Below are 22,834 nucleotides of genomic sequence, written 5' to 3'. Positions count from 1 at the left end.
CATGGCCCCCGTTCCGCGCGGACGTGGGCTTCGCGATCCCGAATTTCGGGATCGCCTGTACGATTTGCTGGAGCACGATCCGCTGGCCTATTCGGTCGGGTCGCGCTTCATCCAGCTGATCATTGGGGTCATCGTGCTCAATGTGGCCGCGATGATCCTCGCCTCGGTGCCGGAGTTCGATGCGCAGTTCGGCACGCTGTTCGCAGGCATCACCGTCCTGTCCGTGATCGTGTTCGCGCTGGAATATGCGGCGCGGCTGTGGACGGTGGCGGGGCACACCCAGCGCAAGGGCTCCGCGCTGGCCGACCGGCTCGGCTACGCATTCTCCGCGCTCGGCATCATCGATCTCATGGCGTTCCTGCCGGCGGCAATCGTGCTCGCCACCGGCGGGCATGCGACGCTGGCCGCGCTCGGCGTGCTGCCGTTCTTCAAGCTGATCCGCTATTCGCCGGCGATGCGCTCGCTGCTCGCGGCCGTGCATGCCGAGCGGCGGGCGCTGGTCGGCTGCATCGTCATCCTGATCGGCGCGGTGCTGACCTTCGCCTCGCTGCTCTACGCCATCGAGCGCGACGTGCAGCCGGACAAGCTCGGCACCATTCCGCAGGCGATGTGGTGGGCGATCGTCACGCTCGGCACGGTCGGCTATGGCGACGTCGTGCCGGTGACGCCGCTCGGCAAGTTCGTCTCCACCTTCGCCATCATCGCCGGCTTCGCCATGATCGCGCTGCCGGTCGCGATCATCTCGACCGCGTTCGCGGAAGAGGTGAAGCGGCGCGATTTCGTCGTCACCTGGGGCATGCTGGCGCGGGTGCCGCTGTTCTCGCATCTGTCGGCCGCGGAGATCGCCGACATCATGCGGCTGCTGCGCGCGCGCACCATCGAGCAGGGCGAGATCCTGGTGCGGCGGGGCGATGTCGCCTCGTCGATGTATTTCATCACCGCCGGCGAGGTCGAGATCGCGCTGCCGAGCCAGCATGTGCGGCTCGCCGACGGTACCTTCTTCGGCGAGATCGCGCTGCTGCACAAAACAAAGCGCAGCGGCACGGTGACGGCGACCCGCAAGTCCCGGCTGCTCGTGCTCGACGCCCAGGATTTTCACGCACTGATCGAGCGCATGCCGACGCTCGCCGACCACGTCCATACCACCGCCAAGGCAAGGCTCGCCGACACCGGCGATCTCGCGCTCGCCGAGCTGGCGCAGGCGGAAAAGGAAGCGGGCCCTGCTGGGTAGCCGTCACGTCCCGTCGAGGAATGGCGCGACGACCTCTCGCGTCTCCTTGCTGGGTACCACGGGCACGATCTCGAAGGTCATGCCGAAGCCCTGGCAGTTCAAAACCCATTCCTGCAGCAGGCGGGCATCGTCGCATTCCATCAGCTGGAAGCAGCGATCGAAATTCGGCTCGATCCAGCTGCCGACATATTTGAGGCCTTCCGGAAACTTGACGCCCTCGTCGCGCACGCGCCGGTAGACCGGAATCGGGTCGCGATCCCTGAAGCGTTCGATCACCATGAAGAGCATTGGTCTCAGCCCTTCTTCAGAAAGACGTAGTCGGCCGAGTAGGGCGCGCTCTTGAACTCGCCGGCCTTCTGGCATGCGCCGTCGAGCTTGCCGCCATGGGTGTTGATGCGCTGGACCGTGGTGACCGGCGTCAGGACACCGTTGCCGCGGCGGGAGGCGACCTCCAGCTTCAGCCAGGCGATATCGGCGGCGGTTGCGCCCGGCGCGTTGGCAACGGCCTTGCCGACCACGGCGCTGCCGTCGGCGTGCTCCCAGTTCGGCCCGGCATAGTGTCGGCCGATCGTCTTGCCCTCCGACAGGAGAGTCGCGATCGGCTCGCGGAAGGCCCAGGTCAGCTTGCCGTCCGTGCCCGCCTTGCACTCATAGACCTGCGCGCCCTCGGCGTGGACGCTGAGCACCACGCTCTCGCCAGGTGCGGCGATGGCCTCGGGCATCGGCTCCGCGGCCCCCGCCGGTGCGAGCAGGGCCGCGAGCAGTGTTGTGGGGGCAGCAAGCTTGATGAACATGGTGGTCTCCGCAAGAGCCAAAAAGAAACGGGCCGCGCTTGACGCGCGGCCCGTGATGATGTCTGGCCCAGTCGGGCGAAATTGCGGATGGCGGCTAGGCCGCCAGCTCTTTCGTCAGGTTCTCGGCAACCTTGTCGAGGAAGCCGGTGGTCGAGAGCCAGCGCTGGTCGGCGCCGACCAGGAGTGCGAGGTCCTTGGTCATGTAGCCGGCCTCGACGGTGTCGACGCAGACCTTCTCCAGCGTGTTGGCGAACTTCGCCAGCTCGGCATTGTTGTCGAGCTTGGCGCGGTGGGCGAGGCCACGGGTCCAGGCGAAGATCGAGGCGATCGAGTTGGTCGAGGTCTCCTTGCCCTTCTGGTGCTCGCGGTAGTGCCGGGTCACCGTGCCGTGGGCGGCTTCGGCTTCCACCGTCTTGCCGTCGGGCGTGAGCAGCACCGAGGTCATCAGGCCGAGCGAGCCGTAGCCCTGCGCGACGGTGTCGGACTGCACGTCGCCGTCGTAGTTCTTGCAGGCCCAGACATAGCCGCCGGACCATTTCAGCGCCGAGGCCACCATGTCGTCGATCAGGCGGTGCTCGTAGGTCAGGCCCTTGGCGTCGAACTCCTTCTTGAACTCGCGGTCGAAGATGTCCTGGAAGATGTCCTTGAAGCGGCCGTCATAGACCTTGAGGATCGTGTTCTTGGTCGACAGGTACACCGGGTAATTACGGAGCAGGCCGTAATTGAGCGAGGCGCGGGCGAAGTCGATGATGGAGTCGTCGAGATTGTACATCTCCATGGCGACGCCGGCGCCGGGCGCCTTGAACACTTCCTTCTCGATCACGGTGCCGTCCTCGCCGACGAACTTCATCGACAGGGTGCCCTTGCCCGGGAACTTGATGTCGGTGGCGCGGTACTGGTCGCCATAGGCGTGACGGCCGATGATGATCGGCTTGGTCCAGCCGGGAACCAGGCGCGGCACGTTCTTGCAGATGATCGGCTCGCGGAAGATCACGCCGCCGAGGATGTTGCGGATGGTGCCGTTCGGCGACTTCCACATCTGCTTGAGGTTGAACTCCTTCACCCGGGCTTCATCCGGGGTGATGGTGGCGCACTTCACGCCGACGCCGACCTTCTTGATCGCCTCGGCGGCGTCGATGGTGACCTGATCGTTGGTGTGGTCGCGGTATTCCATCCCCAGGTCGAAATAGAGCAGCTCGACATCCAGGAACGGGGTGATCAGCTTGTCCTTGATGTACTGCCAGATGATCCGGGTCATCTCGTCGCCATCGAGCTCGACGACGGGATTGGATACCTTGATTTTTGCCATGATCGGGGAAGCCTCTTGGGAACGGCGCTTGTGGTGCGCCACGGGAATATCCGCCGCCTCTTAGCATCGCCGCGCGGCGGGCGAAAGCCAAGGGATTATGCACTTTTAGCTCATCAAGCTTCCGCAGATGGGGGCGGCCGGCCGGGCCTCGGCCGGGCCCGGGCTCGCGTTCCCAGCGAGATTCAAAAGTCGAATCCAACCCGTTATTTCCCTTGAGAATTTCGTCAGGACAGGCAAACGACAGGCGGGCGGGGCCGGCCGGAAGGCGCGGCTTGAATCAATTCCTGAGAGCGCCTGGCCAAGGCCTTGAGAGATAGTGTGAAAGCGAAGCGAGATGTCGGGGACTGACAAGAGCAAGGCGGGTCTATCCCTCGACGGTCCCATCGTGATCCTGGTCGAGCCGCAGCTCGGCGAGAACATCGGCATGGCCGCGCGCGCCATGGGCAACTTTGCGCTCGGCCGGCTTCGCATCGTCAACCCCAGGGACGGCTGGCCCAACATCGCTGCCCAGCGCGCCGCGGCCGGCGCCGACCACATCCTGGAAAAGGTCGAATTGTTCGACACGGTGGAGCAGGCGGTCGCCGACCTCGATCTTTTGTTCGCCACCACGGCGCGCCCCCACGACCAGGCCAAGCCCGTGGTCGGGCCGGAAGCCGCAGCCAGCGAGATCGCCGGGCACGTCGCGACCGGCGGCAGGTGCGGCATCCTGTTCGGCCGCGAGCGCTGGGGCCTGACCAACGAGGAGGTCGGCCTTTCCAACCGGATCATCACCTTCCCGGTCAATCCGGGCTTTGCCTCGCTCAACCTCGCCCAGGCCGTGCTGCTGGTCGGCTATGAATGGTTCAAGCTGGCAACCTCGGGCGCGCTGCCCCACGCCATGCCGGAGCGCTCCGAGCGCGCCTCCCAGCACCAGATGCAGGCCTTCTTCGACAACCTCGTGCGCGAGCTCGACAAGGTCGAATTCCTGCGCCCGGCCGAGAAGCGCGACACCATGCTGGTGAACCTGCGCAACATCTTCGCCCGGATGGAGCCGACCAAGCAGGACATGCACACCCTGCATGGCGTGGTGATGGCGATCGCCGAGGGACGCAAGGGCCCGGCCAAGGGCGGCGTGCTCGACGGCGAGCAGGCCACGCGCCTGCGCGCGCTGCTGGCCGAGCATGGGCAGGGTGGCGGCGTCTCCGACAGCGGCTCGACCGTGCGCGGCCTCGCCCGGCTGCTTCGCCGCAATCCAACCGATGCCGAGCGCCTGCTGTGGCAGGCGCTGACGCGCGACCGCCGCTTCGCCGGCCAGTTCAAGCGCCAGACCCCGGTCGGCCGCCACATCCCGGATTTCGTCTCGTTCCCGCACCGGATCGCGATCGAGCTGGTGAACCCGGGCGAGGGCGAGGCGATTGCGGCAGATCGCGCGGGCCGGCGGACCTGGCTGGAGGCGCGGGACTATCGGGTGATGGACATGCGGGCGGCAGACGTCGAGCGCGATCTGGAGGCGGAGCTGGTGCGGCTTGCGGGGATGATGGCCGAACGATCGAGCGCTCCGTAGCAGCAGGCTCAAGGCGCGTCGTACACCACTAAGTCCCACGACTAAGTCCCACGAATATGCGTCAACTCCGCTGACACTCGTGAGCGGCAGTTCGGCCTGCGCGCGGTCTGAGCGCTTCGTGCGATCCGCCAATCGTGATAGGCTGGCTCTCGCCGTAGACGTGTTCAGCCGGTCGTGGACAGCAAGGGGGATTCTTTCAGTGAAATCCCAATTGGAGTCGCGGACGCTCGACGAGTTCGCCACAAGGAGAGCGGGCGTGCTGATCTTGATCGGCCGCATTCTGCTTGCGTGGGTATTCGTCGGAAGCGCGTACGGAGCGCTATCCAATTTCGGCGGCTCGGTGGGCTATTTCAGATCGTTGAACCTTCCAGCACCTGAGCTGTTCACCATCATCAACATAGCGGTCGAGGTCCTCATATCCCTTGGTCTGATATTCGGTCTCGGCACGCGCTACTGCGCAGTTCTGATGTTCGTGTTCGTGCTGATGGCGACAGTGATCGCGCACCGCTACTGGGAATATCCCGCCGGGGCGCAGCAGATTGGTCAATACAACAATTTCCTGAAGAACATCTCGATCATGGGAGGCGCGATGTTGATCTTCGTCACCGGGCCAGGCCGCTTCAGCTTGGACCGGGCAACATAGGCGGCATCACTTCACATGGGGCTTGAATGCGTCCTCGATCGCTCGACGGATGCTCCTTGTGAACGGCTTCAAGGCGTCGCCCAAGAACGCGAAGAGAAGCATCAGCCACGTCGCAAGCGCGGCACACCACAGCATGACTTCCAGTATCTCGGGCATGACGCCCTCTCGAAAAATACGTTCTCTGAAATACGGCCAGTGTCGCCCAAAGGAGCCGACACGGCAAGTCGTCTTCTGAGTGGCAACGCGCCGGAACACACGCAATATGCACTCGGAGCAGCTTGCTGGTTGCGGACACCCCTTGTCTCAATGAAGAACGCCGCCTCCGTGGCGACGACGAGTGCGCAGGTCGAGGAGTCGGTAAGCCTGGCTGCCCCACTGGACGCGGACACCATCATTCGAATACCCGCGTGACGCTGAAGGGACGGGATCGGTTGCGTTTCCCTAACCGTCCCTACGGACTCACACCGCCTCGAGCTGCTCCGCCGCCCGCTTCTTCTTCGCCTTGGACTGGCCGAGCAGGGGGCCTGCCGTGAGTGCCGCCGTATCAGCCACGCCCGGGTCGCGCGAGATCATCGCTGCGACGATCGCGCCGTCGATGATCAGGCCGAGCTGATGCGCGAGCACCGCAGGCTCGGTCGAGCCGAGCTCGCCGGCGAGCTTCTCGATATGGCCGAGCACGATCTTCTTGTGCTTGAGCGCGATGTTGCGAAACTGCTTGGCGTCCTTGTCGTGCTCGCCGACCGCGTTGATGAAGGGGCAGCCGTAGAAGCGCTCCTCCGCGAACCAGCTCTTCAGCGCGGGAAAGATGCGCGTGAGCTTCGCCTGCGCATCGCCGCCGCCTTGCTCCATGGCGCCGATGAACCATTCGCGCCACTGCTTGCCTTCGCTTTCCAGCACGGCGTTGACGAGATTGGTCTTGGAGCCGAACAATTTGTAGAGCGTGGTCTTCGCGGTGCCGGCTTCCTCGATGATCGCATCGATGCCGGTGGCGTTGATGCCGTTCTTGCAGAACAGATGCGTCGCGGCACTGAGCAGGCGCCCGCGCGCGGATTCGTCGTCGCCTGCACCAGCGTGGGGCGAGTTCGCGTTCTTCTTCAATGACGTCTTTGCCATGGGCTGCAACTTAATCGCAGCTGCATCACATCAGCAAGCCGCATCTGGTTGGCGCTGAAAAGATTCGCATCCGCTCGGTCATCTGCTCCGCCTTTGAGCAGGAGGGGGCTGACCAATCGGCAGGCAGCGACGCTTAAGCGGCTCCAATGCTTCGCATTTCGCTTTTGGCCGCTTCTGGCACGCTCCATGCAAGGAAACAGACCGTTCGGTATCCTACCGATTTCCACTTCTGCCAGGGAGAAGACTGATGACTGCCGTCGTTCAAAAGACAGTGCTGACGGGGTGCCTCGCGCCCATCGACAAGAATGGGCTCGAGCAGCTGATCGCCAACGGCAAGGCGAATCCGAAGGTCATCAAGACCTTGAAGTGCAAGACGGTCGCGGAAGGCAAGTTCCGCCACGCCAACTACATCCGCAACCTGCCGCCCTACATCGTCGACGAGCCGCCGGGGCTGCTGGGCGACGACACCGCGCCCAATCCGTCCGAAGCCTCGCTCGCCGCGCTCGGCTCCTGCCTCGCGGTCGGCCTGCACGCCAATGCGGTGCATCGCGGCTGGATCGTCAACAAGCTCGAGCTGGAGCTCGAAGGCGATCTCAACATCACCGCGGTCTGGGGCACCGGCGACACCTCCGACAAGCCGGTCGGATTCACCGATGTCCGCGTCAAGGTCGAGATGGAATGCGAGGGCGTCTCGCAGGACGAGATCAATGCGCTGGTTGCCCATGTGAAGAAATGGTCACCGGTCGCCAACACCTTCACCCGGCCGGTCAATCTCGAGGTCGGCATCTAGCAGACGGCAATCAGGACAAGGTGCGGGAGACGATCATGGGTTCACTGGCTTTATCGCGGGCCGAAGTTATGGATCAGCCCGCACCGTCCATTGCGGGCGAGGTGGCGCGGATCGCGCGCGAGCAGCTCGCGCCGCTCGCCGCGGGCATCGACGACGGTACGGTCTATCCGGCCGAGGTGCTGCGCAAGTTCGGTGCGGTCGGGGCGTGGGGCAGTCACGTGCCGCACGAAGGCCCGGCCGATCTGCGCTGCGCCATCCAGGCGATGGCCGCGATCGGGGAAGTCTGCGGCGCCACGGCCTTCATGGCCTGGTGCCAGGACACCCTGGTCTGGTACGCGGCGAACTCGACCAACCTGAAGCTCGCCAAACGCTTCGGCGATGCCTTCTCGACCGGGCGCGTGCTCGGCGGCACCGGGCTCTCCAACCCCATGAAGAGCTTCTTCGGCATCGAGAAATTGAAGCTGAAGGGGCGCAAGGTCGAGGGCGGCTATATCGTGCGCGGCGCGCTGCCCTGGGTCTCCAATCTCGGTCCCGACCATTATTTCGGTACCATCTTCGAGCGTGAGGACGATCAGGGCACCGCAAGCGGCGAGCCCGCCACGGTGATGTTCCTGGCCGACTGCTCGGACCCTGCGATCACGCTGACGCCGTGCAAGCCGTTCCTCGCCATGGACGGCACCGGCACCTACGGGGTGCAATTCCGTGACGTGTTCGTGCCGGACGAGCTGATCCTGGCCGATCCGGCCGGGCCCTTCGTCAAGAAGATTCGCGCCGGCTTCATCCTGCTCCAGGCCGGCATGGCGCTCGGCCTCATCAAGGATTGCATCAACATCATGGACGAGGTCGACAGTCCCCTCGGCCATATCAACCGCTATCTGCCGCAGCAGCCGGTGCATTTCCGCGATCTCGCCGCCGAGCTCGAGGCCGAGACCATGGCGCTGGCACGCGATCCCTACAACGAGGAGGAAACTTACTGGCGCAAGGTGATCGCACTGCGGCTTCGCGCCGGCGAGGCCAGCGTCGCGGCGGCGCATGCGGCGATGCTGCATTGTGGCGCGCGCGGCTACCTCAAGAGCCACCGCGCGCAGCGGCGCATGCGCGAGGCCTATTTCGTCGCGATCGTCACGCCTGCCACCAAGCAGTTGCGCAAGATGCTCGCCGACACCTGAGCTTCACGAGTCCACCCTGAAGTCCACCTAACCTCAACGGAGAGGCTGCCAAATGACGGACGTTCTGATCTCTGCCAGCGAACTTGCCGATCTCTTGAAGCTAGAGCCGTGTGTCGTGATCGACACCCGCAATCCCGACGCCTACGGCGCCGGGCACCTGCCCAATGCCGTGAACGTGCACGACATCTTCACGTTCCTTGCGACCTCGACGCCCGAGGGCATCAGCGAGCTGAAGACCAAATTCGCCGACGCCTTCGGCGCGGCCGGCCTCTCCGGCAAGGAAACGGCCGTGGTCTACGAGCAGTCGATGAATTCCGGCTTCGGCCAATCCTGCCGCGGCTATTATCTGCTCACCATGCTCGGCTATCCCAAGGTGAAGGTGCTGCACGGCGGCTTCGATGCCTGGGCAGCCGCAGGCTTGCCGGTGACCAAGGACGTTCCGACCCCGGTGAAGGCCTCGTTCCCGATCGTGCCCGAAGCGGGCGAGATCCTGATCGACGCGAAGACCATGCTCGCCGCCGTCGGCAAGCCCGGCATCGCGATCCTCGACGTGCGCGACGTCGACGAGTGGATCGGCGACAGCTCTTCTCCCTACGGGAAGGATTTCTGCCCGCGCAAGGGCCGCATTCCCGGCGCCGTGTGGCTGGAATGGTACCGCATGATGAAGCCGACCGCCGAGGGCCCGCGCTTCAAGTCCAAGGACGAGATCCTGGCGGAATGCGCCACCGTCGGCATCTCGCCGGCGACGCCGGTCTACCTCTACTGCTTCAAGGGGGCGCGCGCCTCGAACACGTTCCTCGCGCTCAAGAATGCCGGCGTGAAGGACGTGCGGATGTATTTCGGCTCCTGGAACGAATGGTCGCGCGATCCGTCGCTGCCGATCGAGCAAGGGTTGCCGATTGCGACTGGTGTCACGACCAAGGCGGCGTGAGTGTTGCGCGTCGACCGTAGGGCTGGGTTCACCTCTCCCCGACGGGGAGAGGTCGGATTGCGGAGCAATCCGGGTGAGGGGCCGCCGCGTTCGGTGAGCCTGTAACCCCTCACCCGGACCGCATCTTTCGATGCGATCCGACCTCTCCCTACGGGAGAGGTGTCGCCTCGGCTCGCATCGATTCAACCAAAGCTCAACCCTGATCAACTGTTCATGCCTGGTCGCGGACGAGGCGCAATCCCCAGCGCCTTGATCCGCGAGGCCAGCGTGGTCGGCTTGATATCGAGCATCTCGGCCGCGCCGCCGGGGCCAAAGACTTTTCCCGCGCAGGCCTCGAGTGCGGCGAGAATGTTGGCGCGCTCGTGCTCGCGCATCTCGGATGAGGTCATGACCGCCGGGCGCGCATCGGCCTTCGGGCGTGCGGTGCCGGACAGAACCTGCGCGCCGGAGCCGTCAGGCAGATCGATGCGCAGACGGCCGTTCTGGGACAGGATCGCAGCGCGCTCGATCACATTCTGCAATTCGCGGACATTGCCGGGCCAGTCGTAGCGGGTCAGCCGCCGCGCATCGCCCTCGGACAGACGCAGGTTCGACTTCAGCGCCTTGCCCTCTCGCGTCAGGAAGTGCTGGGCGAGCAACGGAATATCCTCGCGCCGCTCGCGCAAGGGGACGGTCTCGATCGGGAACACGTTGAGGCGGAAATAGAGGTCCTCGCGGAAACGGCCGCGCTGGACTTCCTGCTTGAGGTCGCGATTGGTCGCGGCGATGACGCGGACGTCGACCGCGCGCGTGCGTGCTTCGCCGACGCGCTCGAAATGGCCTTCCTGCAATACGCGTAGCAGCTTGCCCTGGAGCTCGAGCGGAATTTCGCCGACCTCGTCGAGAAACAGCGTGCCGCCGTCGGCGAGCTCGAAGCGGCCGATGCGGTCGCGCATTGCGCCGGTGAAGGCACCGCGCACATGGCCGAAGAACTCGCTCTCGAACAATTCGCGCGGGATCGCTGCGCAGTTGACGCGGATCAGCGGCCGGTCGCTGCGGGTCGAGTCCTCGTGGATGGCACGCGCGATCAGCTCCTTGCCGGTGCCGGATTCGCCGGTGATCATCACCGCCGCCGTGGTCGGCGCCACCAGCTTGACCTGGCGCAGCGTCTTCTGGATCGCCTCGCTTCCACCGATGATGCCGCGCGGATTGGTCTCGATGCGGATCTCCTCTTGCAGATAGGCGTTTTCCAATTCGAGCCGCTCGCGCAGGCGATCGACTTCGGCAAGCGCCGCATGCAGCTTCTCGTCGGCCTCGCGGCGCTGGCTGACGTCGCGAAACACGACGACCGCGCCGACCACGACGCCGCGGTCGCGGATGGGCGTGGAGGTGTATTCGACCCAGGCCGGCGAGCCGTCCTTGCGCCAGAACACCTCGCCATCGACCTGATGCACGGCGCCGTCACGGAACGCCGCGTAGATCGGGCAGTCGTGATCGGGGTAGTGGCGGCCGTCGTGGTGGGTGTGGTGCACGATCGGGTGGATCTCCTTGCCGACCAGCTCTTCGGCGGTCCAGCCCAGCATCCGCTCCGCCGCGGGGTTCACGAAGGTGGTCTTTCCTTCCGCGTTCACGCCATAGATGCCTTCGCCGGCGGCGCGCAGGATCAACTGGTTCTCGCGCTCGATGTCCTGAAAGACGCGCTCGACCCGCTGCCAGGTCGATATGCCGCTGCGCATGTGATCCTCGGCGGCGGCATCGACATTGCGCCGGCGGCGCGCGTCGAGATCGGTCAGCGTGAGCAGCAGCAGCGTGCGGCCGTCATGCGGCAGCACGCAGCCTGCATATTCGAGCTGGAGATCCTGCCCCGTCGCGTGGCGGGGAGTGAGCGCCGTGGTCCAGTAGGCGCCCTTGTGCAGCACGGCCTGGGTGAAGACGGTGAGGGCCGGAAGCTCGCCGGCGTGGAGCGTGCTGGGCCTGGTCTGCCGCAGCAGCGCGCGGTCATAGCCGAGCAGGGAGCAGGCGGCCGGATTGGCATCGACGATCTGGTCGCTGAAGGGATCGACCAGCAGTGTCGCCTCGACCGAGGATTCGAACGCTGCGACACGCGGATCGATCGGGGGAGCCACATCGTCGTGGACGGGCATTGGCGTCGGTGCCATTGCGAAATCTCGTAATTGAACTACGAAATCTCGTTTATCACGAATTTTCGTAGTCACCAAGCTCGATCGAAAGTACTGCGTCGTCAAGGCGCTGGCGGATCTGGAAGCCGTGGCATGCTCCTTGCGTAATTCTTCCTCGCAACGACGCGCAGGAGGGCCGATGTCCACGTTCGACAATCCGTTTGATCCCGACCGCAACCTTCGGGCCGGCTGTGCCTGTGGCCAGCACCGATCCGCGGCAGAGCATGACCAGGCAGCCGCGGCGCTGCGTTGCGAGCCGGTCGAGAGCGAGGAGAAGCGCTACGAGGGCGTCGTCGCCTCTGCCGTGATGCGCGCGATGTTTCCGCAGGACGTGGCGCGCCGCGCCTTCCTGAAATCGGTCGGTGCGTCGACCGCGCTCGCGGCGCTGTCGCAATTCTTCCCGCTCAAGACGGCCACGGAGGCCTTCGCCGCGACCGGCGCGCCCGAGAAGAAGGACCTCAAGGTCGGCTTCATTCCCATCACCTGCGCGACGCCGATCATCATGGCGGCGCCGATGGGCTTCTATGCCAAGCACGGCCTCAATGTCGAAGTGGTCAAGACCGCCGGCTGGGCGGTGATCCGCGACAAGACCATCAACAAGGAATACGACGCCGCGCACATGCTGGCGCCGATGCCGATCGCGATCTCGCTCGGCCTGGGTGCCAACGCCATTCCGTTCGCCGTGCCTGCGATCGAGAACATCAACGGGCAGGGCATCGTGCTCGCGACCAAGCACAAGGACAAGCGTGATCCGAAGGACTGGAAAGGCCTGAAGTTCGCGATCCCCTTCGACTATTCCATGCACAATTACCTGCTGCGGTATTATCTGGCCGAACACGGGATCGATCCCGACACCGACGTGCAGCTGCGCTCGGTGCCGCCGCCGGAGATGGTCGCGAACTTGCGCGCCGACAACATCGACGGCTTCCTCGCGCCGGACAACATCTGCCAGCGCGCGATCTACGACGGCGTCGGCTTCATGCATCTGCTGTCCAAGGAGATCTGGGACGGCCATCCCTGCTGCAGCTTCGCCGCCAGCCGCGAATTCATCACGACGGCGCCGAACAGCTTTGCGGCGCTGACGCGGGCCATCGTCGATGCCACCGCCTATGCGTCGAAGGCGGAGAACCGCAAGCAGATCGCGGAGGCGATCGCACCGGCCAATTACATCAACGCGCCGGTCACGGTGCTGGAACAGGTCCTGACCGGCACCTATGCCGACGGCCTCGGCGGGGTGAAGACCGATCCCAAGCGGGTCGATTTCGATCCGTTCCCCTGGCAGTCCTTTGCAGTGTGGATGCTGACGCAGATGAAGCGCTGGGGCCAGATCAAGGGCGACGTCGACTACAAGGCCGTGGCCGAGCAGGTGTACCTCGCCACCGACACCAAGAAGCTGATGACCGAGATGGGGCTGTCGCCGCCTGCAAGCGCCTACAAATCCTTCGCGGTGATGGGCAAGACGTTCGATCCGACCAAGCCGGAGGATTACGTGGCGAGCTTCAAGATCAGGAAGGCGTCCTGATGGCGAGCGCTCTCGTGTCCCGGACGCGGTGCAGCACGGAGTGTTGCATCGCTGAGCCGGGACCCAATGGGGCCGCATGGGTCCCGGTTCTGCGTCGCATCACGCCGGACGATGCTCCGCATCGCCGGTGGCGCTGCGCCGCGCCCGGGACACGATACCGGGAATATGCACAATGACATCATCCCTCCGCCTCCGCGCCGGCCTCGTCTCCATCGTGCTGCTCGCCGCGTTTCTCGGCATCTGGCATCTCGCCACGCGCTCGACCGCCCCGGTCGCCACGATGAGCCCGGAATACGCCAAGCTGATGGGCCTGACCGCGACGCAGGGCAAATCGGCGATGCCCGGGCCGCTCGACGTCGGCGCCAAGCTCTGGGAGCATCTGAAGCGGCCGTTCTACGACAACGGGCCGAACGACAAGGGGCTCGGCATCCAGCTCGGCTATTCCATCGCGCGCGTCGGCACCGGCTATCTGCTGGCCGTGCTGGTCGCGATCCCGCTCGGCTTCCTGATCGGCATGTCGCCGCTGCTCAGCAAGGCGCTCGATCCCTTCATCCAGGTGCTGAAGCCGATCTCGCCGCTGGCCTGGATGCCGCTCGCGCTCTACACCATCAAGGATTCCTCGGTCTCCGCGATCTTCGTCATCTTCATCTGCTCGATCTGGCCGATGCTGCTCAACACCGTGTTCGGCGTCGCCAGCGTGCGCAAGGAATGGATCAACGTCGCGCGGACGCTGGAGGTCGGCACCGTCAGGCGCGCCTTCACCGTGATCCTGCCGGCGGCGGCGCCGACGATCCTGACCGGCATGCGCATCTCGATCGGCATCGCCTGGCTCGTGATCGTCGCCGCCGAGATGCTCGTCGGCGGCACCGGCATCGGCTATTTCGTCTGGAACGAGTGGAATAACCTCTCGATCACCAACGTCATCATCGCGATCCTGCTGATCGGGGTCGTCGGCATGCTGCTCGACCAGATCCTCGCGCGCTTCACGCGCATGGTCACGTTTCCGGAGTAGGGCAAGTGACCGACAAATTCGTCTCCATCGAAGGCATCGCCAAGCGTTATCCCGGCGCGGGCGGCGCCACGACAACCGTGTTCGAGAACCTGTGGCTTTCGATGGCGCGCGGCGAGTTCTGTTGCGTGATCGGCCATTCCGGCTGCGGCAAGACCACCGTGCTCAACATCCTCGCCGGCCTCGATGCGCCGAGCGAGGGCGCCGTCATCGTCGACGGTCAGGCGATCTCGGGCACCAGCCTCGACCGCGCCGTGATCTTCCAGAGCCACGCGCTTCTGCCCTGGCGCACCGTGCTCGGCAACGTCGCCTATGCCGTCAGCTCGAAATGGCGGAGCTGGGATCGCGCCAAGGTGAGGGCGCATGCGCAGACCTTCATCGATCTCGTCGGTCTCACCGGCTCCGAGCACAAGCGCCCCTCGGAACTGTCGGGCGGCATGAAGCAGCGCGTCGGCATCGCGCGCGCGCTGTCGATCACGCCGAAGATGATGCTGATGGACGAGCCGTTCTCGGCGCTGGACGCGCTGACGCGCGGCACGCTCCAGGACGAGGTGCGGCGCATCTGCCTGGAGACCGGGCAGACCGCGTTCATGATCACCCATGACGTCGACGAGGCGATCTATCTCGCCGACAAGATCTTCCTGATGACGAACGGTCCCGGCGCGGTGCTGGCAGAGGTCGTCGAGAACCCGCTGCCGCGGGATCGCGGCCGCACCGATCTGCACCGCCATCCGCTCTACTACGCCTTGCGCAACCACATCATCGATTTCCTGGTGACGCGCAGCAAGACCTTTGCCGCCGAGACACCCGATCACGATCCTCGCAACGTGCCGATGGTGCACATCGGCAAGCCCGGATTGACGATCGCCTCGAACGGCGAGGAGCCACGCCAGACCTGGACCCCCGGGACCAGTCCCGGACTGACTGCCTGACACGGAGACCCCTGATGAAACGCGAAGATCTCACCGAGAAGCTGCTCGACATCAAGCGCGAGAAGGGCTGGAGCTGGAAGCACATCTGCGAGCAGATCGGCGGCTATTCCGAAGTGCTGATCGTCGGCGCGATCCTCGGCCAGATGAAATTGACGAAGCCGCAGGCCGCCAATGCCGGCGAGCTGTTCGGCCTGTCGAAGGCCGAAGTTGCGATGCTCAACGAGGTGCCGATGCGCGGCACCGGCACGCCGATGCCGCCGACCGATCCTCTGATCTACCGTTTCTACGAGATGGTGATGGTGAATGGCCCGGCCTGGAAGGCGCTGATCGAGGAGGAGTTCGGCGACGGCATCATGTCGGCGATCGACTTCGACATGGGAATCGAACGCGTCGCCAATCCGAAGGGCGACCGCGTCAAGATCACCATGAGCGGCAAGTTCCTGCCGTACAAATATTACGGCGCCAGCGGCAATGTGCCGGAATACGGTTTCAAGGAAGAGTGAGCCAGACCCCCGTCATTCCGGGGCGATGCAGAGCATCGAGCCCGGAATCTCGAGATTCCGGGTCCGCGCTGGCGCGCGTCCCGGAATGACACTTCGTGTCACTTCCCCGCCTTCACCTCGGCGGCCGCGACCGCGAGCAGCTCGCTCATCTTGGCGCGAATCGCCTGTTCGGTGACGGCGACGTTCTTGGCGGCGAAATCGGCCGCCAGCTTGCGCACGACGTCGGCATCGCCGGCCTCCTCGAAGTCGGCCGCGACGACCTCCTTGGCATAGGCGGTGGCGGCATCGCCGGACATGCCGAGCTTTTCCGCCGCCCACAGGCCGAGCAGCCGGTTGCGGCGGGCCTCCGCCTTGAACTTCTGCTCCTCGTCGAGGGCGTATTTCTTCTCGAAGCCTTCCTGGCGCTTGTCGAACTCGCTCATGCCTTGTTCCAAATCCCCTGCTGAATGGCGCGGGAGCCTTCCGTTGCGGCGACCCGGCTGCATGCCTACATAGATAGCACGAATCGGCAAAACAACGGGCCGTTAAGCCGCAGGCAAGATGGTATAAGTTGGCGCCGGACGGCCGGATCGATTGTGCTGGGACAGCCAATCGGATAGGTTGCCTGAAGGCTTGGTTCCCGTTCTGTTTCCAAGGGTTTATAGATGGGTTCCCAGCCGTTCACGGCAGCTCCGCTGTGGGTCGTAATCCTAGTCAACCGGAGCACACCAAATTCATGGATTTCAACAAAACACGGTACATCCCCATGAGCCGTCGGCGTCGCATTTATGAAGGCAAGGCAAAGGTTCTTTACGAAGGCCCGGAGCCCGGTACCCTGATCCAGCACTTCAAGGACGACGCCACCGCGTTCAATGCGAAAAAGCATCAGGTGATCGAGGGCAAGGGTGTCCTCAACAACCGGATCTCGGAGTACCTGTTTCAGCACCTCAACGACATCGGGGTGCCGACCCATTTCATCCGCCGGCTCAACATGCGCGAGCAGCTGATTCGCGAGGTCGAGATCGTGCCGCTCGAGGTGGTGGTGCGGAACGTCGCCGCCGGTTCGCTGTCGCAGCGCCTCGGCATCGAGGAGGGCACGCAGCTGCCCCGTTCGATCATCGAATTCTACTACAAGAACGACCAGCTCAACGACCCCATGGTGTCGGAAGAGCACATCACCGCCTTCGGCTGGGCCACGCCGCAGGAGATCGACGACATCATGGCGCTCGCCATCCGCGTCAATGATTTCCTCACCGGCCTCTTCCTCGGGATCGGCATCCGCCTCGTCGACTTCAAGATGGAGTGCGGGCGCCTGTTCGAGAACGAGATGATGCGCATCATTGTCGCCGACGAGATCTCGCCGGATAGCTGCCGTCTGTGGGACATCAAGTCGAACGAGAAGCTCGACAAGGATCGTTTCCGCAGGGATCTCGGCGGCTTGCTCGAGGCCTATACCGAGGTCGCAAAGCGTCTCGGCATCCTCATGGAGAACGAGCGTCCGCAGGGCTCCGGCCCGGTGCTGGTGAAGAGCTGAGAGAGGTTTTTGACGTGAAGGCACGTGTCACCGTTACCTTGAAGACGGGCATCCTCGATCCGCAAGGCAAGGCCATCGAAGGCGCGCTGAAGTCGCTTGGCGTCGACGGTGTCGCCAGCGTTCGCCAGGGCAAGGTGTTCGACATCGAGCTCGCCGGCGCCGACAAGGCCAAGGCCGAAGCCGCGCTGAAGGACGCCGCCGACAAGCTGCTGGCGAACACCGTGATCGAGAATTATCGGGTGGAGTTGATCGGCTGAGCTGCCACTCCTCATCCTGAGGAGCGCGCTGTTCGCGCGCGTCTCGAAGGATGGAGGCCGAGCTGTAAGAGCTGGGCCTGCATGGTTCGAGACGGCGCTTGCGCGCCTCCTCACCATGAGGGTCTATTAGCTGAGCTGCTGTTGGCTGAACGCTTTGCTCACAGCCACCCGACGCTGCGAAAACGCCAGTACAGCGTGGTGCACGCCGCCAGCATCAAGCCGAGCAGCATGTAATAGCCGTACTCCCATTCCAGCTCCGGCATGTACTTGAAGTTCATGCCGTAGATGCCGGCGAGCGCGGTCGGGATCGCGATGATCGCGAGCCAGGAGGCGAGCTTCTTGGATACCGCCGTCTCCTGGGCCTGGCCGACCAGCAGGCTCGCCTCGAAGGCGAAGGCCAGCACCTCGCGCATGGAATCGATGCGCTCCTGGATGTTCCTGACGTGGTCGGTGACGTCGCGAAACAGCGGCTGCATGGCCTGCCGCACCATCGACAGCTCGTCATGCTCGAGCCGGCGGCAGACCTCCACCAGCGGGCCGATTGCGGTCCTGAGCCGCAGCAGGTCGCGGCGCAGCATGTAGAGCCGCTCGATCTGGGCCTTGCTGAGGGGCTTGGAGAGCACGTCGTCCTCGATGCCCTCGACCTCCTCGTGAATGCTCTCGAGCACGGGCGAGTAATTGTCGACGATGAAATCGAGGATGGCGTAGAGGATGTAGTCCTCGCCGCGGGCGAGCGCCCGCGGGCAGCTCTCGCAGCGTTCGCGCACCGGTGTGTAGGACGTCGAGGCGCCGTGGCGCACCGAGACCAGATAGCCTTCGCCCACGAAGATGTGCGTCTCGCCGAAGGCGATCCGGCCCTCGATCAGTTGCGCGGTGCGCGCCACGATGAACAGGGCCTCGCCATATTGCTCGATCTTGGGCCGCTGATGGGCGTGGTTGGCGTCCTCGATCGCGAGCTCGTGCAGGTCGAACTGCTTCTGGACCGCGCCGAGCAGCGTCATGTTCGGCTCGTGCAGGCCGATCCAGACCACGTGGCCTGGCTTGGCCCGCCAGCTCGAGGCCTCACTGATGGCGATATTGGCGACGCGCCGGCCGTCGACATAGGCACCGGCGGCGACGACGCCCTCGGTGGGCACCGGCTCGGAGGGGGATGCGGGCAGCGACGGGACGTTCATGGCTTCAATCCCGGGCGAAACGACTGGCCGATCGGCATGCGACTGTCGCCTGTGTACAAGGCGCTCGACCAAGGCTAGCACTGGTAAAATCCCCGTCAAATGGTTATGTCTCTTCACGAATTGGCCCGTCGGCCAGCCCCGATTCCCGCCCACCGTCGGAACCTCTGTCATGAAAGCCGCCATCCTCGTCTTTCCCGGAATCAACCGCGAGCGCGACATGGCGCGTGCGTTGAGGCTGATCTCGGGCAGCGAGCCCGCGATGGTGTGGCACGCCGAGACGTCGCTGCCGGCGGGCACCGATCTCGTGGTGGTGCCGGGCGGATTTTCCTACGGTGACTATCTGCGCTGCGGCGCGATTGCGGCGCGGGCCCCGGTGATGGATGCGGTGCGCGACTATGCCGCCAAGGGCGGGCTCGTCCTCGGCGTCTGCAACGGTTTTCAGATCCTCTGTGAATCCGGCCTGCTGCCGGGCGTGCTGATGCGCAATGCGCGGCTGAAATTCATCTGTCATGACGTGCATCTGCGCGTCGAGCGTTCCGACACGCCGTTCACCCGTGGCTACAATGCCGGGCAGGTGATCCGCGTGCCGGTCGCCCATGGCGAAGGCAATTACGAGGCGGACGAAGAGACCATCAAGCGGCTCGAAGGCGAGGGGCGGGTGCTCTATCGTTATTGTTCGCCTGAAGGTGTGGTCGACGAGGCCCACAACATCAACGGCGCGGCGCACTCCATCGCCGGCATCGTCAACGACAAGGGCAACGTGCTCGGCATGATGCCGCATCCGGAAAACCACGTCGAAGACATCATGGGCTGCACCGATGGCCGCGGCCTGTTCGCCGGCCTCGTCCAGCACCTGGAAAAGGCTGCGTGATTTCGCTCGTAGTGAAGCGTGCTCTCGCCGCGGTCGCGGCGCTGGCGTTCGCGACGGTCGCATCAGCGCAGGATTATCCCAAGCGTCCCATCACCATGATCGTGCCGTTCGCCGCAGGCGGCACATCGGACGTGATCGCTCGCGCGGTGGCCGAGCAGATGGGGATTGCGCTCGGCCAGACCATCGTGATCGAGAACGTTGCCGGCGCCGGCGGCTCGACCGCGCTGGCGCGGGCCTCCCGCGCCGAGCCCGATGGTTATACGATTGCGATCGGCAATGCCGGCACCAATGCCGCGACCTACACGATCTATCCAAAATTGCCGTTCACGCCTGATTCCTTCGTGCCGATCGCCATGGTGGCGAAGACGTTCGGCATCATCGCGCTGCGCAAGGACTTTCCGGCGAAGGATCTGAAAGAGTTCATCGCCTATGCCAAGGCCAATCCGGGCAAGATCAATCTCGGCCATGCCGGCGTCGGCTCCTCCAACTATCTGATCTGCAAGAGCTTCGTCACGGCCGCCGGGATCGACGCGACGCTGGTCGGCTATCGCGGCGCAGCGCCGGCACTGACTGACGCGGTCGGCAGCCAGATCGACGGCGTCTGTGACGCGGCCGCCTCGGTTTCGCAAGCGATCAACGAGAAGCTGGTGAAGGGCCTCGTGGTCGGCTCGACCGTTCGGCTTGCCACGCTGCCGGATCTGCCGACCTCGGCGGAAGCGGGCCTGCCTGAGTTCGAGGCACAGGGCTGGAACGGCCTGTTCGCGCCCAAGGGCACGCCGCCGGCCGTGATCGCCAAGCTGAATGCAGCGGCGCGCACGGCCGTCGAGACGGAGGCGGTGAAGAAGCGCTTTGCCGACCTGTCGACCGTCGCGCCCGATACCGACGAGCACGCGCCCGAAGTGCTGCAAAAGCTCGTGACGCGCGACGTCGAGAAGTACCGCAAGATGCTGGCAGACGACGCCAACAAGTAGCGGCGCTCCTTCCGTCCATATCATTCATTTCTCGCAGGCGCCGCGGCTGCCGCGGCGCCTTGATGGCGTCTGACCAAAAATCCGGTCGATCAGGGTTGTCGGATGCGCCCGTGCACGAAAGTGGTCGCAATCTGTGGGTACATTCGTGGCGGCTGAGGAGGTGAACCACTCGACAACATGGAAACATCCTCATGCACTTCGGCTCTGCCTGGCGTTGGAGGTTCTCTCACGCCGTCAATCATCACGCCGTCAATGACGTTTTCGGACTGACCGAGGATCAGGCGCAAGCCGAACGGCTCACGACTGGTATCCTGTCGCTGGACGTCCTCGCAAATGATCGCGCGAGCCATGCCGCAAGGCTCTATTCAATCGACGACGGTGGCGGCTGGCGGTTCGATTGGGCGCTTTTGGCAAAGGACGTTGGTCCCGACGGGGCTTCGCCTTGGGAAACCACCGATAACGGCAATCTGATCCGCATCAGTCACAGCCAGATCGAACTCGATCTCGGCCATTCGCTGTCCGCGCTCGGGGCGACCGATTTCAACTCCATGGCGGCCGGGGACGTCATCGACGACGATTTCGTGTACGCGATCCGGTGGGGATACGGAAGGTTGAGTGAGGCTCATGTCCACGTACATATCGACGGCGTCAACGATGCAGCCACGATCAGTGGCACGTCGATCGGAACGGTCGCGGAGGACAGCGCGATGCAGACCGCACATGGCGCGCTGACCGTCACCGACCCCGATCACGGTCAGAGTCAGTTCCAGGTGCCTGCTTCCTTGGCGGGCACCTATGGGACCTTCGCATTCGAGCCAACGACCGGCGTCTGGGGCTATACGCTCGACAATGGCGCGGCCAATGTCCAGGCATTGACCGCCAATGATGTCAGGCACGACCAACTGACGGTCAGCTCCGCGGACGGCACGGCGTATCAAGTCATCGATGTGACTATCCATGGCGCCGACGAACCGAGGCACCTCGATATCGTGGCGGGGGCGGAGTTCACGGACATCGTGGCGGACCCGGGCTCCCTTGCCGTTGTGCTCCATGACGAAACCGGTGAATTTCAGGCTCCGGCCCTCTATCACAACGGGACGAGCTATTATAACGCCACGCTCGAATACACGACCGCGATCGGAATCGCCGATCTCAATGATGACGGCTTGTCCGATATTGTGACCACCGGCCTTGCCGGCCTCGGCACCAACTCGAGCGCCAGCGTCGGGGTGCTGCTCGGGCAAGGCGGCGGGACCTTTGGCTCGGGATCCGCTTATCATGATGGCACATCATGGGGGCCCAACCACGAATACACACTCGCGCTCGATATCGCCGACTTCAACGGAGACGGTGTGCCCGACATCGCGACCGCAGGGGTGAGCGGTGACCCGTCCGTCGGCAGCCTGGGTGTGCTCCTTGGAAACGGTGACGGCACCTTCCAGGACGGCAAGCCCTATAGCACCGGGACCGTCTACGCCACGCGGTCGCAGATCACCTACGCGCTGGCGAGCGGCGATTTCAATGGGGACGGCAAGCTCGACATCGTGACCGTCGGCGCGGCAGGGTCGTCGACGGCCGACAACTCGACCGACAGCGTCAGCATGCTGCTCGGGAACGGCGATGGAAGTTTTGGGAAGGCCACGATCTATTCGACGGGAAACATCGTCGTCGAGCACGAAATGACCGATGCGGTTGCAGTCGGCGACGTCAACGGTGACGGCAGGCTCGATGTCGTCACCGGGGGATTTGACGACAACAACCTCGCGCCGGGCAAGTCACCCCACTCCATGAGCGTGCTGCTGGGCAACGGCGACGGCACCTTACAAACGGCTATATCGCTCTCCAGCGGTATTCCGTTGAATTCAATTTCCTATCAGTCGGAGGAAACCACCGACCTGATCCTGGCCGACCTGAATGGCGATGGCAAGCTCGACATCGTCGGCGCGACGCACGACGTGAATAGCAGCGTCTTCACCATACTGGGCAACGGTGACGGTACGTTCCAGCCGCAGTCCAATTGGTCCAACGGTGCTTCACCGAACGGCGATCAAACGACTATTTCGATAGCGGTCGGTGACATCAATGGCGACGGCCGCCTCGATATTGCCGCGCTCGACAATGGCGGTTCTGCCGGCGTGCTCTATGGAAACGGCAACGGAAACTTTCAATCAGCCCAGATCGTGCAGACGGGGATTCACGACGCTCTCGCCATCCAGCTGGGCTATCTCGTATCGGCTTGATCGAGGCCAGTTGAGCAACTGCGGCCCGTAACCTCTCCCGCTCGCTTGCGGGAGAGGGATGGGGAGAGGGTATTTCCGCAGTGGGATAGTCCCCAAGAGGAGACAGCCCCCACCCGGCGCACGGGACGAAGCTTCGCTTCGCCCGGACGCGCCGACCTC

At 64.3% G+C, this 22,834-nt stretch carries 23 protein-coding genes; 15 read left to right on the top strand and 8 right to left on the bottom strand.

What is annotated here, in order from left to right:
- Position 1 precedes the first annotated feature (1 nt).
- Positions 2–1,231 carry a cyclic nucleotide-gated ion channel gene (locus tag FJV43_RS04795; protein WP_239625014.1) on the top strand — a complete coding sequence of 410 codons (1,230 nt, stop codon included), beginning with the start codon at positions 2–4 and terminating at the stop codon, positions 1,229–1,231.
- A gap of 3 nt (positions 1,232–1,234) precedes the next feature.
- Here FJV43_RS04795 and FJV43_RS04790 read toward each other — a convergent pair whose 3' ends face one another.
- The 3 genes from FJV43_RS04790 to FJV43_RS04780 all read right to left on the bottom strand — a co-directional run bounded on the left by FJV43_RS04790 (position 1,235) and on the right by FJV43_RS04780 (position 3,334).
- A complete protein-coding gene (locus tag FJV43_RS04790) occupies positions 1,235–1,519 on the bottom strand; it encodes a DUF3303 family protein (RefSeq protein ID WP_239625013.1) in 285 nt (94 codons plus the stop codon).
- A gap of 5 nt (positions 1,520–1,524) precedes the next feature.
- A complete protein-coding gene (locus FJV43_RS04785) occupies positions 1,525–2,025 on the bottom strand; it encodes a DUF3455 domain-containing protein (RefSeq protein WP_239625012.1) in 501 nt (166 codons plus the stop codon).
- A gap of 94 nt (positions 2,026–2,119) precedes the next feature.
- Entirely contained in the window at positions 2,120–3,334 is a 1,215-nt protein-coding gene (locus tag FJV43_RS04780; protein ID WP_239625011.1) for an NADP-dependent isocitrate dehydrogenase, read from the bottom strand.
- 334 nt (positions 3,335–3,668) lie between these two features.
- On the opposite strand from FJV43_RS04780, the gene FJV43_RS04775 reads away from it, so the two are divergent.
- Entirely contained in the window at positions 3,669–4,877 is a 1,209-nt protein-coding gene (locus tag FJV43_RS04775; protein ID WP_239625010.1) for a TrmJ/YjtD family RNA methyltransferase, read from the top strand.
- Between the two features lie 199 nt (positions 4,878–5,076).
- The gene (locus tag FJV43_RS04770) at positions 5,077–5,520 is read left to right on the top strand and encodes a DoxX family protein (protein WP_239625009.1); all 444 of its coding nucleotides are present in this window, start codon (positions 5,077–5,079) and stop codon (positions 5,518–5,520) included.
- 6 nt (positions 5,521–5,526) lie between these two features.
- Here FJV43_RS04770 and FJV43_RS04765 read toward each other — a convergent pair whose 3' ends face one another.
- Both FJV43_RS04765 and FJV43_RS04760 read right to left on the bottom strand, forming a co-directional pair.
- Positions 5,527–5,676: a hypothetical protein gene (locus tag FJV43_RS04765; protein WP_239625008.1), complete on the bottom strand. Its 150-nt coding sequence runs from the start codon at positions 5,674–5,676 to the stop codon at positions 5,527–5,529.
- Positions 5,677–5,979: 303 nt separating this feature from the next.
- A complete protein-coding gene (locus FJV43_RS04760; protein WP_239625007.1) occupies positions 5,980–6,633 on the bottom strand; it encodes a TetR/AcrR family transcriptional regulator in 654 nt (217 codons plus the stop codon).
- 247 nt (positions 6,634–6,880) lie between these two features.
- On the opposite strand from FJV43_RS04760, the gene FJV43_RS04755 reads away from it, so the two are divergent.
- The 3 genes from FJV43_RS04755 to FJV43_RS04745 are packed head-to-tail and all read left to right on the top strand — an operon-like array spanning position 6,881 to position 9,523.
- Positions 6,881–7,423: an OsmC family protein gene (locus tag FJV43_RS04755; protein ID WP_239625006.1), complete on the top strand. Its 543-nt coding sequence runs from the start codon at positions 6,881–6,883 to the stop codon at positions 7,421–7,423.
- Between the two features lie 35 nt (positions 7,424–7,458).
- Positions 7,459–8,592, top strand: coding sequence for an acyl-CoA dehydrogenase family protein (locus FJV43_RS04750; protein WP_239625005.1), 1,134 nt, complete (start codon positions 7,459–7,461; stop codon positions 8,590–8,592).
- A gap of 52 nt (positions 8,593–8,644) precedes the next feature.
- Positions 8,645–9,523 (top strand): sulfurtransferase, encoded by an 879-nt coding sequence (locus FJV43_RS04745; protein WP_239625004.1) that lies wholly within the window; start codon positions 8,645–8,647, stop codon positions 9,521–9,523.
- Between the two features lie 203 nt (positions 9,524–9,726).
- Here FJV43_RS04745 and FJV43_RS04740 read toward each other — a convergent pair whose 3' ends face one another.
- Positions 9,727–11,661: a sigma 54-interacting transcriptional regulator gene (locus FJV43_RS04740; RefSeq protein ID WP_239625003.1), complete on the bottom strand. Its 1,935-nt coding sequence runs from the start codon at positions 11,659–11,661 to the stop codon at positions 9,727–9,729.
- A gap of 160 nt (positions 11,662–11,821) precedes the next feature.
- On the opposite strand from FJV43_RS04740, the gene FJV43_RS04735 reads away from it, so the two are divergent.
- The 4 genes from FJV43_RS04735 to cynS all read left to right on the top strand — a co-directional run bounded on the left by FJV43_RS04735 (position 11,822) and on the right by cynS (position 15,648).
- Positions 11,822–13,204 (top strand): CmpA/NrtA family ABC transporter substrate-binding protein, encoded by a 1,383-nt coding sequence (locus FJV43_RS04735; protein ID WP_239625002.1) that lies wholly within the window; start codon positions 11,822–11,824, stop codon positions 13,202–13,204.
- Between the two features lie 172 nt (positions 13,205–13,376).
- Complete coding sequence (gene ntrB / locus FJV43_RS04730) at positions 13,377–14,216, top strand: nitrate ABC transporter permease (RefSeq protein WP_239625001.1); 840 nt, start codon at positions 13,377–13,379, stop codon at positions 14,214–14,216.
- Between the two features lie 5 nt (positions 14,217–14,221).
- Positions 14,222–15,145, top strand: a complete 924-nt coding sequence (locus FJV43_RS04725; RefSeq protein WP_239625000.1) for an ABC transporter ATP-binding protein — start codon at positions 14,222–14,224, stop codon at positions 15,143–15,145.
- A gap of 14 nt (positions 15,146–15,159) precedes the next feature.
- Positions 15,160–15,648, top strand: a complete 489-nt coding sequence (cynS, locus tag FJV43_RS04720; protein WP_239624999.1) for a cyanase — start codon at positions 15,160–15,162, stop codon at positions 15,646–15,648.
- Between the two features lie 98 nt (positions 15,649–15,746).
- Here cynS and FJV43_RS04715 read toward each other — a convergent pair whose 3' ends face one another.
- Complete coding sequence (locus FJV43_RS04715; RefSeq protein WP_239624998.1) at positions 15,747–16,070, bottom strand: DUF1476 domain-containing protein; 324 nt, start codon at positions 16,068–16,070, stop codon at positions 15,747–15,749.
- Between the two features lie 323 nt (positions 16,071–16,393).
- Between FJV43_RS04715 and purC the strand changes: the two genes are divergently transcribed.
- Both purC and purS read left to right on the top strand, forming a co-directional pair.
- Positions 16,394–17,161: a phosphoribosylaminoimidazolesuccinocarboxamide synthase gene (purC, locus tag FJV43_RS04710; protein ID WP_173015815.1), complete on the top strand. Its 768-nt coding sequence runs from the start codon at positions 16,394–16,396 to the stop codon at positions 17,159–17,161.
- A 14-nt stretch (positions 17,162–17,175) separates the two neighbouring features.
- The gene (purS, locus tag FJV43_RS04705; RefSeq protein WP_007602264.1) at positions 17,176–17,418 is read left to right on the top strand and encodes a phosphoribosylformylglycinamidine synthase subunit PurS; all 243 of its coding nucleotides are present in this window, start codon (positions 17,176–17,178) and stop codon (positions 17,416–17,418) included.
- Between the two features lie 158 nt (positions 17,419–17,576).
- Here purS and FJV43_RS04700 read toward each other — a convergent pair whose 3' ends face one another.
- Positions 17,577–18,593, bottom strand: coding sequence for a magnesium and cobalt transport protein CorA (locus FJV43_RS04700; RefSeq protein WP_239624997.1), 1,017 nt, complete (start codon positions 18,591–18,593; stop codon positions 17,577–17,579).
- A 169-nt stretch (positions 18,594–18,762) separates the two neighbouring features.
- Here FJV43_RS04700 and purQ point away from each other — a divergent pair, with 169 nt between their 5' ends.
- The 3 genes from purQ to FJV43_RS04685 all read left to right on the top strand — a co-directional run bounded on the left by purQ (position 18,763) and on the right by FJV43_RS04685 (position 22,675).
- Entirely contained in the window at positions 18,763–19,464 is a 702-nt protein-coding gene (purQ, locus tag FJV43_RS04695) for a phosphoribosylformylglycinamidine synthase subunit PurQ (protein WP_061882961.1), read from the top strand.
- The gene (locus FJV43_RS04690; RefSeq protein WP_239624996.1) at positions 19,461–20,435 is read left to right on the top strand and encodes a tripartite tricarboxylate transporter substrate binding protein BugD; all 975 of its coding nucleotides are present in this window, start codon (positions 19,461–19,463) and stop codon (positions 20,433–20,435) included. The genes purQ and FJV43_RS04690 overlap by 4 nt, the downstream gene beginning before the upstream one ends.
- Before the next feature lie 191 nt (positions 20,436–20,626).
- Entirely contained in the window at positions 20,627–22,675 is a 2,049-nt protein-coding gene (locus FJV43_RS04685) for an FG-GAP-like repeat-containing protein (RefSeq protein WP_239624995.1), read from the top strand.
- Positions 22,676–22,834 lie beyond the last annotated feature (159 nt).

It is taken from the genome of Bradyrhizobium sp. I71 (assembly GCF_022354745.1).
Classification (GTDB): domain Bacteria; phylum Pseudomonadota; class Alphaproteobacteria; order Rhizobiales; family Xanthobacteraceae; genus Bradyrhizobium; species Bradyrhizobium liaoningense.
This window is presented reverse-complemented; position numbering and strand designations above follow the sequence as displayed.